The 14856-nt window shown below is 38.7% G+C and carries 14 protein-coding genes; 3 read left to right on the top strand and 11 right to left on the bottom strand.

Annotated elements, in window-relative coordinates; translation table 11 throughout:
• Positions 1 to 114 precede the first annotated feature (114 nt).
• Together C7H19_RS04885 and C7H19_RS04890 are read right to left on the bottom strand one after the other, a co-directional pair.
• The gene (locus C7H19_RS04885) at positions 115 to 1416 is read right to left on the bottom strand and encodes a peptidoglycan DD-metalloendopeptidase family protein (protein WP_106455773.1); all 1302 of its coding nucleotides are present in this window, start codon (positions 1414 to 1416) and stop codon (positions 115 to 117) included.
• A gap of 72 nt (positions 1417 to 1488) precedes the next feature.
• A complete protein-coding gene (locus tag C7H19_RS04890; protein ID WP_106455774.1) occupies positions 1489 to 2247 on the bottom strand; it encodes a biotin--[acetyl-CoA-carboxylase] ligase in 759 nt (252 codons plus the stop codon).
• 54 nt (positions 2248 to 2301) lie between these two features.
• Between C7H19_RS04890 and pgeF the strand changes: the two genes are divergently transcribed.
• Positions 2302 to 3117: a peptidoglycan editing factor PgeF gene (gene pgeF / locus C7H19_RS04895; RefSeq protein WP_106455775.1), complete on the top strand. Its 816-nt coding sequence runs from the start codon at positions 2302 to 2304 to the stop codon at positions 3115 to 3117.
• A gap of 58 nt (positions 3118 to 3175) precedes the next feature.
• Here pgeF and C7H19_RS04900 read toward each other — a convergent pair whose 3' ends face one another.
• The 3 genes from C7H19_RS04900 to aat form a co-directional block, all read right to left on the bottom strand.
• Entirely contained in the window at positions 3176 to 3475 is a 300-nt protein-coding gene (locus tag C7H19_RS04900; RefSeq protein ID WP_106455776.1) for a hypothetical protein, read from the bottom strand.
• Between the two features lie 110 nt (positions 3476 to 3585).
• Positions 3586 to 4260, bottom strand: coding sequence for a potassium channel family protein (locus tag C7H19_RS04905; protein ID WP_106455777.1), 675 nt, complete (start codon positions 4258 to 4260; stop codon positions 3586 to 3588).
• 11 nt (positions 4261 to 4271) lie between these two features.
• Entirely contained in the window at positions 4272 to 4889 is a 618-nt protein-coding gene (aat, locus tag C7H19_RS04910; RefSeq protein ID WP_245927308.1) for a leucyl/phenylalanyl-tRNA--protein transferase, read from the bottom strand.
• Here aat and C7H19_RS04915 point away from each other — a divergent pair.
• Complete coding sequence (locus C7H19_RS04915) at positions 4888 to 5223, top strand: hypothetical protein (RefSeq protein ID WP_106455778.1); 336 nt, start codon at positions 4888 to 4890, stop codon at positions 5221 to 5223. The two genes, aat and C7H19_RS04915, sit on opposite strands and share 2 nt — an antisense overlap.
• A gap of 18 nt (positions 5224 to 5241) precedes the next feature.
• On the opposite strand, the gene rdgB is transcribed toward C7H19_RS04915, so the two are convergent.
• Positions 5242 to 5817, bottom strand: a complete 576-nt coding sequence (rdgB, locus tag C7H19_RS04920) for an RdgB/HAM1 family non-canonical purine NTP pyrophosphatase (RefSeq protein ID WP_106455779.1) — start codon at positions 5815 to 5817, stop codon at positions 5242 to 5244.
• Between the two features lie 183 nt (positions 5818 to 6000).
• Here rdgB and C7H19_RS04925 point away from each other — a divergent pair, with 183 nt between their 5' ends.
• Positions 6001 to 6606: a PEP-CTERM sorting domain-containing protein gene (locus tag C7H19_RS04925; protein WP_106455780.1), complete on the top strand. Its 606-nt coding sequence runs from the start codon at positions 6001 to 6003 to the stop codon at positions 6604 to 6606.
• Positions 6607 to 6608: 2 nt separating this feature from the next.
• Here C7H19_RS04925 and C7H19_RS04930 read toward each other — a convergent pair whose 3' ends face one another.
• The 5 genes from C7H19_RS04930 to era all read right to left on the bottom strand — a co-directional run bounded on the left by C7H19_RS04930 (position 6609) and on the right by era (position 14853).
• On the bottom strand, positions 6609 to 8045 hold the full coding sequence (locus C7H19_RS04930; protein WP_106455781.1) for a phosphoglucomutase/phosphomannomutase family protein: 1437 nt from the start codon (positions 8043 to 8045) through the stop codon (positions 6609 to 6611).
• Positions 8046 to 8158: 113 nt separating this feature from the next.
• Positions 8159 to 8668, bottom strand: a complete 510-nt coding sequence (locus C7H19_RS04935; RefSeq protein ID WP_106455782.1) for an MgtC/SapB family protein — start codon at positions 8666 to 8668, stop codon at positions 8159 to 8161.
• A gap of 238 nt (positions 8669 to 8906) precedes the next feature.
• Positions 8907 to 10424, bottom strand: a complete 1518-nt coding sequence (locus C7H19_RS04940; protein WP_245927310.1) for a SpoIID/LytB domain-containing protein — start codon at positions 10422 to 10424, stop codon at positions 8907 to 8909.
• A gap of 160 nt (positions 10425 to 10584) precedes the next feature.
• Positions 10585 to 13776: a hybrid sensor histidine kinase/response regulator gene (locus tag C7H19_RS04945; protein ID WP_106455784.1), complete on the bottom strand. Its 3192-nt coding sequence runs from the start codon at positions 13774 to 13776 to the stop codon at positions 10585 to 10587.
• A gap of 120 nt (positions 13777 to 13896) precedes the next feature.
• Positions 13897 to 14853 (bottom strand): GTPase Era, encoded by a 957-nt coding sequence (gene era, locus C7H19_RS04950; protein ID WP_106455785.1) that lies wholly within the window; start codon positions 14851 to 14853, stop codon positions 13897 to 13899.
• Positions 14854 to 14856: the final 3 nt, after the last annotated feature.

Genomic DNA, 14856 nt, shown 5'->3' on the forward strand with positions numbered 1-14856 from the left:
CTTTTACATAAATAATTAAAAAATGTACAAGTGTAAATATACATTCCATCATTAAAGATAAAGACGCACCTGAGCGCGTCTCTACCAATCATTATGACAAATCCTATTATAAAATTATTGCGGTTGATTGTTTTGGGGTTGTACCGTTGCTTGGGCTAACTGCATCGATTGTACAAGATTATCGAGAGCGTATTCTAAATGTAAACCCGCATCGACAGCGACCCAACCTTGTTCAGTAAGATGTCGCCATTCAAAGTGTAAATGGGGTCCAGTAGATAAACCTGTACTACCCACACGACCAATAACCGCGCCTTGTTCAACACGATCACCAGGTTTAACATAAATTTCCGAAAGGTGAGCGTAACGCGATTCTTGCGTACCCTCAAGATGACGAAGAATAACCATTAAACCATAACCCCCCGCCCAGTCAGCGACAGCCACTTCACCTGGATAAGCTGCTAGTACTGGCGTTCCCATCGGCGCACCTAAATCGGTTCCAGAGTGCATCGCTGTATTGCCACTGACGGGATGAACACGCCAACCAAACGCCGATGTTATAGCGGAAGGAATAGGAATAGGAAAGAGTAAATCAGTGCGTTTATTTTGATTAATATTGGTCACAGTAGGACTCATACGAGTTGCACGTTGATACTGTGGTATCGGTTCTAGTCCAATTTTTAGAGAACCCGCACCCATATTTAACGCTACTGTATTGATCGTATTAGTATTAGTAGAAATGACCTTTGGTGGAACAGGAGACATCGCCAGAGAAACACCATTAATTCGCGGTGCAGCCACTCTAACCTCAGTGTTAGACTGGAAACGACGAGCGTTAGAACGTATCGGTTGAACGTTTCGGTAGGATCTTACAGAACTCGTGGCAACTAAATTAGACGGCGGTTGAATGTTACGAACAACTCTTGTTGGTCTAGCTTTTGCTGTTACCGCGCATTGACCACCTACTAATTGTCCATTACGAGAAATCGTCTGACAACCTTTTTGACGTTCTGTAATAACAACTTGATTGGGTGGAGTATAAGAAGGTTTAGAATAATTGGTTGTGTCAATATATTGATTTTTTCCAGTTTCTATATTTTGAGGAGCGAGGGTTGCTCTTGTTGTTTGATGACTTTCGGGTGTCACTAACTGAGTCGATGTTTGAACCTCTTCTCTCTTAAATATTTTAGGTGCAGCGAGTTTGGGTTGAATTTTTGGGGTTGGCGCTATAGGTTGATTTACGGGTTTAACGGGTTCGACTGGGGAACTTACAGGCGGTGCGCTATTGTCTGGAATAACCAGTACATTACTCGTCGTGGCTAATGTTTGTGTCGTGGGGAGAATTAAGCTACTTCCAATTAAGCCTAAACTACCGAATACACTAAACCATAGATTAGGGGATAAAATTTTCTGATACATTTTGCGGCCTCACTTTTCACAACGTAAGTTTTAATATAATTTTATTGTTAGACTCTATGCTTTAAGAGATATTTATAAATCATACCCAAGACTTATTGTACCTATTGGTAAGCAGATTTCCGTAGATGCTCCAGGAGATTTTAAAAAAACTTTCAAAGCACCTTGTTGATTCACACCGACAATAATTCCTTTACAACCATCAATGGTAATGGTTTGACCATAATTTTGTAGTTTTGCAATATAAGCAAGAATTAATTGCTCAATTCCTCGTGATAAGTAAAAATCATAACCAGATAATAACCCATCGATCGCTATCGCGGCTAATTGTTCTAGAGATACAATCGAACAATTATTTAAAGAATGTAAATTAATACCGATTTCGGGGACAGAATTCGTCCAATTAATTCCGACTCCAATCACAGCCTCAGTAATCCTATTTTGATACACTTTAGTTTCGGTATATATTCCCCCTAGCTTACGTTTGTGTAAAACTAAATCATTTGGCCACTTTAACTGAACGGGAATATCATAGTTTTCTAGATTCTGAACAATTCCGACACCACTACATAAAGTTAAATGAGGTGCATCGGTAGCAATAAGATTAAGAGATATAGCAAAAGATAAATATAATCCGCCCTCGGATGATTCCCATTTTCGCCCCCATTGCCCTCTTCCTGCGGTTTGTTGACTCGCAATCACGACAAAGGGTGTTTTTTCGCCTTTTTCTAGTAATTCCCAAGCTGTTTGATTCGTAGACGGAATGATGTCATAACAATAGACAGCAAGAGATGATTTAAGTAAGTTTTCTAGTTGTTGTTGGTTTAAACTCATCGTTATGATGTTTTGTAAAGAAATCGTATTAAGAAATATCTCATTGAGGTTGATATTGTGATTGCATTCGTCAGTGATACTCGTTCTTCTGTAAATACCGCTTGGAAATGGCAAACGTGGCAAGATTTACCCTATTTAACTTGTAATTTACTTTCTCAATGGTCACACGGCTTTTTTACACGATCATTTTACCCTCGATCGCCAGAAGAATTAACCTCAATCCTCACCTCTGAAGCGGAAGTTTACCGAGTTAAACAGGTTCACGGTAATTGTGTTTTAACTCCAAAGGAAATTAAGACGGGAATGCAAAGGGAATCATTAGAAGATAATTTCCCGAATGCAGATGGGATAATTACAGAGCAAACCCTACAAGCAATTTGGGTCGCTAGTGCCGATTGTACGCCTTTACTGATGGGTGATGTGAAGACGGGACGCGTTTCGGCAATTCATGCAGGTTGGCGCGGAACAGCCCAAAGAATCGCACCTGAAGCTATTTCTCGTTTTTTAGCGATGGGAAGTCGTTTAGAAGATTTACGGGTGGCAATGGGTCCAGCAATTAACGGTACAGTTTATCAGGTGACGAAAACGGTAGCTATTTGTATTGGAGAGAGTCTAGTTACGGATAATCCCGACAAAATCTTAACGATTTTAGAAAATATGCCTAATTCTCCTGTGTTGTCTGATGCTCATCCCGATCGAGTCCGCATTGATGTACGTCTGGTGAATTTAATACAATTATTACAGTTAGGGCTACAAGAAGAACAAATTGCGATCGCTCCTTATTGTACCTATCAACAACCCGATTATTTTTTCTCCTTTCGTCGTACTCAAGAAAAAAAGGTGCAATGGTCAGGTATTATTAGTGTTTAATATGTATCTATGTTCAGGGTTTGGCAACCAAACCCCTACACCATAACATAAATAACAATTAACCGTTAACCAATTGTTGCCAAGTCGTCTGAATAAATTGAGACGCATCGTACCAAAGTTGAGCAAAATCAATTCCAGAGGTATATTGACTTAACTTTAATTCTTTGCCTAAACTTTGGACAAAACGAGTAATCGGGCGTAAGACTTCGCTAGGTTCTATACCAAACAAAAATTTTAGCAGTAATAAAGCGATAGCGATCGTAAAAGCGATACTCAACGCACTTCTAAGAACACTAAGAAACCAACCAAACAAAGTTGCTGCGACAAAAAGAGCAATGATGAATAAAATTAAACTCATAGGAAAATTATACGGGCTAATGAGAAAATCTTTAGGATTCAATTCCTTTAAGAATGTATACATATTAGCAACCTCAGCCCAAATTTATTCATTTAGTCAACGTTTGATGACTAATTTCTCCGATTTATTTCATCGCTAATAAATAAACTGACTAAGCGAGAAACAGAAATTGCTACATATAATACGCCGAGCGTTGCTTCTAATACTGCTGAGTTTTTAGCGATTCTACTAACTGGTACAATATCTCCGTAGCCTAGGGTTGTTAGAGTCACAAAACTATAATAAATGGGTTGAAAATAAACAGGCTGTTCATTGAAAGAAATTATATAAAAAGATGTTTTATCTAAATAATAAATCATGTCATACCAAAAACCGAACCAAATACCTAATAAAAAATAAATACATATTCCACCTTTTAAAATATCATCAGTCACTCGCTCAGTTTGGGAAATTTTTTTACCAATAATATAAATGGCTAATCCTAAAAAACTTAAATTGATGATACCAACAATAATGATTAAAAAAGGTCTTCCTAAAAATTCAGGTTGAGTTTCAATTAAAATTTGAGAACTAAGGGTTAGAACAGCAAGACTTAAATAAGCAAATTGGTAGATTTTTTTGTGAGAAACTAATGAATGTATAATAATATAGATAAAAACAACAAGAATAAAACTTAAAATGACTTTGCCAAGACTATTAGAAATAAAACTTGAGGCAATTGCGAGAAAAATGAGAACCGTTAAAAGTTGAGTATAAAGATTACTTAAAAACTTTTCTCTAAACATTGTAATTTCACTCAATTAAAAACACAATGACGAGCCAAAGCTTTTTGTAAAAGATTATTATATTCTTTATCATTAACAAGATAAGCACCAAAACGAGCTAAATGAGGATTTTGTAACTGGGCATCAAATAAGATAAAATTGCGTTGTCTTAGATGCTCAACTAATTTAACCATCGCCACCTTAGAAGCATCAGGAACATGATAAAACATCGATTCGCCAATAAATGCACCACGAATTACTATTCCTAAAATACCTCCTGCTAATTGTCCATCTTGCCACGTTTCAAAACTATGGGCCCAACCAGCATGATTTAATTTTAGATAAACATTCATCAAATCGGACGATATCCATGTTGTATCGCGGTTAGCGCATCCTTCACAAACACCTCTAAAATTACGATCAATAGCGACTGTAAAACGATCTTGATTTAAAATACGACGTAAAGACTTAGGATAATGAAATCGTTGATCAAGTGGTATTAAAGCTCGTTTACGACTGGTATACCATCCCAATTGACTGCGATCGTCTGCCATGAGAAAATAACCATGAGCATAGCCTTGTATAATAGATGCAATATCCACCTTGATCACCCTTTTTTCTTGATCACTCATCAACTCAAATCTTGTCATGACCGTTGAACCCATTCCCCCCATAACCTTACCTCCGATGAGAGATCCCCAACAAGAGGGGATGTGGTTACGTCTGGCGTTACATCATTGGTTAGATCAAGAATTTATTCCTGAGCCTATAAATGAAACGATAGCAGAAAGGGCGACTCAAATTTACACCCGACAACGCATGGAAGGAGAAAACGATCTCGGTTCTTTAGTCATTGCTATTGTTACAGAAATGCAAGCGTTTGACTTTCGAGAAAGTTTTTATAGTGAGTTTGCGATCGCTAATGCAGTGAGTGAGCTTATTTTGGATAGTCTTGGTATTGATCGTTGTTGTGGACAAAGCTAAAATTTTGCGATAAATAGATTAAATATTCAAGATTTTTGCCAATTCAGGTAATAATTTTTTAAAAGCTTGTCCGCGATGGCTAATTTTTCGTTTAACTTCAGGTAGCATTTGAGCAAAAGTTTGATCGAGTTGAGGAACATAAAAAATCGGATCGTAACCAAAACCACCTGTACCCATCGGTTGATACAGTATTTTTCCTTGACAAATTCCTTCAGTTGTGATATAGATTGTTCCATCAGGACGAGCGATCGCAATAGCACAAATAAACTGAGCTTGACGATGAGAATGATCGCCTAATTCGCGTAATAATCGTGTAATGCGATCTTGATCCGTATTTCCGTAGCGTGCCGAATACAGGCCCGGTGCGCCATCAAGAGCATCAACCGACAAACCCGAATCATCAGCGATCGTCCATTCTCCGAGTCTTTGCGCCACACCAGACGCTTTTATACAAGCATTTTCAGTAAAAGTTTGTCCTGTCTCCTCAATTTCGATGTCTTTTGGCATTAATGCTAGTTCCCATTTGTCCTCATTAAGATAGTCTTGCAGTTCCTTGATTTTTCCAGGATTGCTAGTAGCAACAATTAATTTCATGAAAGTAAATTCCCTAATTTTTTTCTAATTACCAAATTAAAAAGTCATACATGAAGTTCAACAAATTTTAATTAAGTTGTACATTAAAATATACATCGAGCAATTAAAATATGATTAAAAACTATTAAAAAAACTGCTAAAAAACAGTTTAGCTCAATTTTAAAACTGAAATGGGTAGGATGAATGAGAAATGCAAAAGTTTTAATTTTTGCTGTTGGAACTGCTATAGGATGGTATGTTAGTACGCCTAATCTAGCACAAGCGGCGATAGTAAATATGAATTTAAGTTTTATTAATTCATCAAAAGAACAAATAGGTAAAGGTTCATTTAGCTACGATGATGAAGCCCCCATCGAAGCGATTAATGGTGAACATAACGACATACAAATCGGTATAGTCAAAAAATGGTTTTATATTAAAAGTTTTGAAGCAACTGTAAAAAATATGTCATGGGGTTTACCGAGTTTAGGAATTTGGGACTCAGAAAATAAACAAACTTTTTCTATTTCTTACAACACCTATGGTGATCCTAATATCATTAATCAATGGATTATGGGGGATCATAAATTCGGTTCTAGTCCCGCTTTAATTATGGGTCAACAAAGTTTCACAGTTCTGACTTCCAAGGAACCATTAGGGGGTAAATGGGTAGCATCCTTAGTGGATAATGATACTCCAGATGTACCCTCTGATGGTGTTCCCGAACCCCCTACTATATTAGGCTCACTTTTTGCTATTGGAATTTTAACCCTTTTTAAAAGGGTTATGGGAGTCAAAAAATCTGGCTAAATTTAAACCGAATTAGCCCATTCTTTCGCCCAATCTAAAGTTTTATGAACTTGTTCTAGGGTGGGTGCTTCGCAGTACAAGCGCAAAACGGGTTCAGTTCCACTAAAACGGATCAGTAACCAACTTTGATCGGCTAATCTAAATTTATAACCATCAACAGTTAAACAATCAATGACTTTTAACCCTGCAATTTCTTTAAGGGGTTCATTGAGCAAAGATTCAAGTAATCTAGAGCGAACATCCATACTAGCTAAAGGTAAATCAATACGATCGTAAGCTGAGTTAAAACCGGCTTTTTCTTGTTGTTGGGTATAAAGCGTAGATAAATCTTTTCCTGATTCGACGACGGCTTCTAGGACATATAAAGCGGATAATAAAGCATCTCGCTCAGGAATATGTGTACCGTAGCCAACTCCTCCAGATTCCTCGCCACCAATTAAAACAGGAGTTGTTAACATTCGATCGGCAATATATTTATAACCAATGGGCGTTTCAAAAAGCTCTAAATTGTAGCTTTGAGCAACGCGAGGAATTAAATCTGAGCCACTGACGGTTTTAACGACTTCTCCCGTCATCCCTTTATGAGTTGCGAGATGTTCAATTAGAATGGGAATCAGGATTTGAGAACTGAGAAAGTTACCTTGTCCATCAATAGCCGCAATGCGATCGCTATCTCCATCAAACACCAAACCAACCCGTAAAGATTCTTCACCCTGACTCGCTGCTGTAGCAATCATCTCCATAATCTTAGTTAGGTTACGGGGTAAAGGTTCGGGTGCGCCACCACCAAATAAGGGATCACGGTTACTATTAATTTCTTGAATCGGACAATCTAGAAGACGTTCTAAACCACTTGCGGCGGCTCCGTGCATTACATCAGCATACACGGTAAGTTTACCCGATGTAATAGCTTGACGGATTAGATCGATATTGACTTTTTTCTTGAGTCCTTCACAGTAGCTCGACCAAGGTTCAAAATAAGATAGAGTTCCGGGTTGTGTTGCTTTGGGTATAGGTTGAGATAGTCTTTCTTCAATCTGTTGGGTAATCTCTGGAGAAACCGAACCGCCAAAATAGCCTTTAACCTTTAAACCCAAATATTTCGCGGGATTATGACTTGCTGTAAGAACGATCGCACCAAGAGCATTTTCAGCTTTAGCCGCCCAACTAAACGCAGGTGTAGGAGCATAAGACTCAGAGAGCAAAACATCAAAACCCGCCTCTTGTATGGCTTGTGCTGCAATTAGGGCGAAATCTTCGGCCATAAAACGGCGATCGTAACCAACTATGATACAGCGATCAGAAAAAGAGCCATAATTATCAGCTAATATCTGAGCCGCAAGGGGAGCAACAAGGGCGACTCGCTCAAAAGTGAAATCGGCTGCAATCACACCTCGCCAGCCATCTGTCCCAAATTTGATAGGATTTACGGTAAACATGAAACCGACTCAACTATTTTTATTTATCCACAAATTGTAGAGGTGATTATCAAGCCAATCAATATTCTTAGCCTTTTTTTCTCTAATATTTTAAAAGACAGGCAAAACTTAAATTATTTTATTTCTTGATCCTTAATTTTCGAGCTATCTGACCGATGAACCAGCCGAGAAAGTTTTTTCTTCTTCAATTTTTTTACGCCACTGAGAGTCATTAAAGCTAGAAGCAGCCCCACTAATACCATACGCCATAATCCGCAACCTGCCGCCGCTCCCAGTCCTGCCGCTAACCAAATCGCTGCTGCTGAAGTTAATCCTTTCACTTCAATCTTATTTAAGTCTCGATGGGACTGTTGTAATATAATTCCTGCTCCTAAAAATCCAACGCCTGAAGCTACTCCTTGAATAGTACGACTGAGTGCATTCGATGAAGCGTATCCAACATCGCTTTCAGCTTGTAAGGGAATCATGACAAATAAGGCCGCCCCCAAACTAACTACCATAAAGGTTCTTAATCCTGCTGGACGACCACTACGCTGACGGTTTAACCCAATAGCACTACCAACTAAAACAGCCAGCACTAAGCGAAAAATGATGCTTGGCCAATCATCAGGGCTAAAAAACATCTCTACACCCCCTTTTTGATTAAGTTATTTTTAATGAAAAGTTAACACAAGGTTAAATCGTAATCGTATTCTAAATAACTTGTAATCAAAATTCAATACAATTCGGGTGCTAAATGATCTAAAACATTAGTAGGGGTAAGGTATCTATACCCTGAGCAAAACCTGTTATATCAATCAGTAGAGACATTTCGGAGTGAAGCGTCTTGACAAATGATACAAAATATGTTAATTATACATATCAATTTTTGTCTTTCCAATAAACAATAGAAGGACTAAGAGGTAAAATCTTTGTACCTGGATAATAAAAAGATAAAATCTTCTCTGCTGTCCAACCGAGTTGAGCTAAATTATAAGAACCATATTGGCTTAAACCAACGCCATGACCTAAACCACCACCCACAAAAGAATAAGCTATTAATTTCTTTTTCTCATCATAAATCGGGTCAATATAAAATAATGTACTACGGGGTGGCGTAAAAGCACTTCGTACCTCATTTTTATAAAGTTCTAGGATACCTTTATCGGTTTGAATCGTCATTGTAAGAATTCGCCCTGATGGGGAACGTTTTGTTACCTCCATTCCTAGAATCGTTTTAAAGTTTGCTAAAGGGTCTTTGCGTCGAGCTAAATATTTTTTTAAATCTTTATTTAAGTCTTCAATAGTGCTTTCTTTTTTCCAGCGAAATACGGTTCGTCCTGTTTCATTAAACCCATCTTTTAAATTAATAAATTGACGAAATTTATCTTCATTGGCTAAAGATTGTTGTGAAAGATTCCAAACTTGACGAGGTGAGTCAACCAAAGCTTGTAAATAAGGGCGTTCTTCCCCATCCCAAACATCACTAAAAAAAGCCGTTACACCGCCTGTTGTTGAAGAATAAAGCGCATCAACTAATTCATTTTGATAGGTTAAAACTTGTCCTTTTGTTGATGTAATGGCTTGATCAGCGATCGGATTAGTTCCCGTCAATCCATAGTAAACTTGACAATGGGTATCCGCGCAAAGTTCATAATTATCCGCTTGAAAACGGCGTAAATTTCTCAGGGCATAAGTCCGAGCAATAATAGTTTGTGCTTTAGCCGAATTTAAGGGTGCATTCGGTCCAATTTCATGGGGAACCACACCCCGCAAATAAGTTTCTAAGGGAACATTATTGACTAAAGTGTAAGTCGAATAAGCGTTAGGTTGAACAATTAAACTACCTGAATAAAGACGCGGTGATTGTTTGTCTTGAATGACATTAACTAGATTTTGACTACTACTAATTTCTAATTGATTAGGATAGTAGCGAACCCCATTAATAATAAAAGAAACTTGAGGATGAGTCGAGACAACACTAGAATCTAAAAAGGCTTTTGTATATCCTTTTTGCTTTAAACTTTCGAGTAACCAACGTTTGAGTAAAGGCGTTGGATAAACATCTCGTTTCGCCCAAACTTGCCATCGTCCAGGTTGAGTAATTTCGACTTGAATGCCTTGTTTTCGCCACTGTTTGGCACTGTTTTCGGCTGTTTCAAATGTAGCATGATCGCTTAAAACTAATCGTTCTTCGACAGCAAGTTTAGGTAAAGGTCGAGGCAAAACTTCTAATTTTACCTGACTGACTTGTAATTTTTTCGGTTTCCCCTGTTCATCTTTAAAGTTTAGTGAGAGGAAATGCCCCGATGTACTTTTAAGGGTCAATTCACTATTGTTACTTTCGCCAAAACGTTGAACAATGCCGACTTTGAGCAATATCTCTGAAGCTTTCGCCATATGGTCAGAGAATAGCTCTAGTCCAATCAGAAGAATCAAGGAAACCAAAAAGTACAGGCTTGTCCTTGTGCTATTTTTCGGCATAAGGATAAATTGCAATCTTATAAGACTATTTTTAATATACACTCATAACACAGAAGGTTTTGAAGCGAAAATTGTTTCAACTATCATTTTTTTCGAGTAAAATCTCCCCTGCAATCAAACGTTTTGCGGCATCTAGCAACACTTCCTCAATATAGGGCTTGACAAAGTAGCCCTTTGCCCCTAATTCTGCGGCTCGATTCTGCATTTTTTGTGCGCCACGAGATGTAATCATCGCTACTGGCACAGAAATCAGATTTTCATCTTCTTGAAGTCGAGATAATAACTCTAAGCCATTCATTCTCGGCATTTCGATGTCACACAAGATTAAATCACAGGCTAAACCCGATTGCAATTTTTCCCATGCTTCTTGACCATCTTTGGCTTGTTCGATTTGATAGCCGCCTTTAGTAAACGTCATGGTGAGCATTTCGCGGACAACCACCGAATCATCAATAATTAATACCAAATTACCCGTTTTTGGCTCTCGATTTTTTTTGGCTATTCCATCCGATGCGGTCGAAGCGGAACGAATATATTGACTTTTATTCGCTTTTATGCTATTAGTCAACAGCACTTCACCATTAATCATACGCTGTGCGGCATCGAGTAAATCTTTTTCGGTGTATGGCTTAGTAAAATAACCACTCGCCCCCAATTTAGCTGCAACTTGGCGATGACGTTCCGCCCCACGAGAGGTCAACATAGCGATCGGAATTTGTGCCAGTTGTTCATCTTTTAGAAGATTGGACAATAACTCTAAACCGTTCATTCTAGGCATTTCAATATCACAGAAAACGATATCACAAGGCAAACCCGATCGCAGTTTTTCCCATGCTTCTTGACCATCTCTAGCTTGTTCTACCCGATAACCAGCTTTACTAAAGCTCAAAGATAGTAATTCTCTAACCGTAATCGAATCATCAACAATGAGTACCGTTGATTCCTGTTTGGGTACCATCTCGACAACAGGAGGCAGATTTACCTTACGCCAAGGATTACCGAGATCGGTTCTGAGTCTACCTTGGGCAATTTCAATTAATTCTAAAACATCACCAATGGGCATGACTGAACCATCACCTAAAACCGTAGCCCCTGCAATTCCTGGGGGTTTGGGGACGGGACCTTCAATTTGCTTAATAACAATTTCCTGCTCACCTAACACTTGATCGACTTGAACAGCTAGTAATGATGTACCACCTCGCAGAATAACGATCGCTAGATGATCATCTTCGGGTTTCCCGCCATAAACACTACTACGACTAATTTGACGATTATAGGAGAGTAAATCGGCTAATGGCTGAATTGGTAAAAGATTTCCCGACCAAACAATACATTTTTGACCATCGTCATTGAGGCGAATATCATGGGCGTTAAAATCTTTCATATCTTCCACACCATCCATAGAAAAGGCGATGCGAGCATGATTACTCAAGCAATATAAAGCCTTACAAATGGTGAGCGTCAGAGGTAGACGAATTGTAAAAGTCGTTCCTTTTCCAAGAACAGAATCAATGCTGACGGTTCCGCGAACTTCGGTTAAACTGGTGCGGACAACATCAAGACCCACACCTCGACCCGCAAAATCATCCGCTTTATCTTTCGTGCTAAAACCTGGATGAAAGAGCAATTCATATACATCTTGTGATGTATAAATTCTAGCTTCTTCTGGAGTAATTAAACCTTTTTCGATCGCTTTAGCTTTAACGTTTTCGGCATCAATTCCCGCACCATCATCAGTTACCACAATCACCGTCTGATTGCCTTGTAAGAAACTTCGTACCGTAATCGTGCCAATAGGCGGTTTACCTGCCTTTATGCGTTCTTCTGGCGATTCAATCCCATGAGCGATCGCATTATTTGCTAAATGCACCATCGGGCTGTTAAGATGTTCGAGAATCATCTTATCAATTAAAACATCTCGCCCGTCCACCTGAAGTTTAGCTTGTTTATTGATTTTAAGAGAAATATCTCGAATCGCACGAGGTAAACGATCAGCAATTTGAGCAAAAGGCACCATTCTTGATTTGGTCATGCTCTCTTGTAACTGAGTCGTTGCTTGACGTAAACTACGGGTTACTTGTTCCGATTCATCTACCACGAATTGAATATCCGATGAAGCTTCCCGAACTCGGACAATCAGTTCAATAATATCTTGAGAGAGTAGATGAAAACCTGTAAAGCGATCCATTTCGAGAGCATCTAGACCTTGATTATGTAAAGGATCTGTATGATCTGAAGGGCTAGAGGTTGTCAGTTTACCAGATACAGCTAATTGACGAGAACGATGACGACTAGCTAGTAATGCACCTTCTAGAAGGGTTCGCTCATAGAGATCTTGCATTCTACCGCCGATATCACTAAGACTTTGAACTTGGTTAAGAAGATTATCTAAAAAGTTTCTCAGGCGTTCTTGATCTTCTTCTAAACGATTCCGTTTGACAACTAATTCCCCAATCAAATTACTCAGATTATCGAGTTGCTTGATGGGAACTCGCATGGTTTGTTCAAAAGATTTGACTTTGGGAATTCTTGATCTTGGTTGTAACCATTGTTCGCCAGCATTACTACTATTGCTTGGTGTAATAAGGTTTTGATTAGTAGCTTCTAGTAGTTTTTCTAGGTCTTTAAATTCGTCATCTATTTCCTCTAAAACGAGTGTTGGTTCAGTTTCGGGTAATATTACTGTTTGTCCAATTAAGGCTTCTAAACCCATAAAAATAGAAGATTGATCGAGTTCTTGAGCCAGTAATGAAGCGGGTTGATTAATTAAATAATCTAAGTCTTCTAAAGCTAAGTAAAAAGATGGTGCCGGTGGTGAAAGTTCAGCTTGTGTTTGAGGTGATGGCTCACTTGAGAGCAGTTGTTCTAATTCATTCCAATCATCATCATTTAAGGTTTGTGTTGATGGGGGTATAAAAACGTTTGTTTTTGTGTCTTGTAAATTAAATAAGTCTTCTAAATTTAAATTAGATTGCTGATTTGGTGTTTTTAAAGGAGGTTTTACCGTGTCCTCTTCCCATGTCAAATCACTGCCAAATAGTTCTTGAATTTGAATTTGCTCTTGCTTTGCTGAAAATTTTTCTTGGTCTGAATGTGGTTCTTGATGAGCTTGCACACTATTTTCTAAAGATGTAAAATCCTGCTCGAACAGACTTGCTAAGTCGTCTAAAACGTCGTCAGTAGAGGATTTACTGGCTTCATTTTCCGTAAAGTTGAAAAAATCTGCAAGATCTTCGTTAAAGAAATTATCAGGCTCTTGGCTCATCATAACTTTTTCCTGCCTAGTGTGCGTTAATCGCAGTTTAAGATTAAATGACGTTGAATACGACTTCAAGATCAAGAGTACCCAATTTCTTTTATAGAACTGCTATTTTTATCATAGATTTTTTTAGTCTTCAAGACGATAGCCGAATTCTGACAAGAGCATCCGTGACTGTCGCCATTTTGGTTCAACTTTGACAAATAGCTGAAGATAGACTTCACCCGCAATTAATTTTTGAATCGCGGTTCGAGCGCTAGTGCCGATCGCTTTAAGCATAGCTCCTTTTTTCCCGATGATAATCCCTTTTTGGGAATCTCGTTCGACGTTGATGGCGGCAAAAACTTTAGTAAGTGTCGGCGTTTCTTCTACCCTTTCAATGACTACAGCGACTGAGTGAGGGACTTCTTGGCGAGTTTGTAGGAGGATTTGTTCTCGAATCAGTTCCCCCATGATAAATCGTTCGGGTTGATCGGTAACGAGATCGGGTGGATAATAATAGGGACCCGTGTCTAAGTGTTCGATTAAAGCGGTTTGTAAAGCTTCGATTCCTGTGCCATCGAGTGCCGAAAATTTCAGGATCGGCCAGTTAAAGGGTTTTGCTAAGGTTAAATAGGATTGATTGATGGCTTCTGGATCTGATGGCTGTTGATCACATTTATTGAGTCCTAAAATAATTGGACTTTCTGCCTTTTCTAATAAGTCGATAATAAAGCGATCGCCACCACCCGCCGATACTGAACCATCTACAACAAATAGCACTAAATCGACTGAATCGATCGCAGTTTGAGCATTTTTAACGATTACTTTGCCGAGTTCATGATGGGGTTTATGAATGCCTGGGGTATCAACAAAAATAATCTGGGCTTTTTCGGTGGTTAGAATTCCTCTGAGACGGTTACGGGTGGTTTGTGCAACGGGAGAAGTAATCGCAATTTTTTGCCCGACTAACTGATTCATTAAAGTTGATTTTCCCACATTAGGGCGACCAATAATGCCGACAAATCCCGATTTAAATCCTGGTGGTGCAATGGGGATGCTAGGAGGATCTAGGAAGTTTGAAAGAATGTTTGTTTCATCTGTCATATC

This window comes from Aphanothece hegewaldii CCALA 016 (genome assembly GCF_003007785.1).
In the GTDB taxonomy this organism is placed as follows: domain Bacteria; phylum Cyanobacteriota; class Cyanobacteriia; order Cyanobacteriales; family Microcystaceae; genus Chroococcus; species Chroococcus hegewaldii.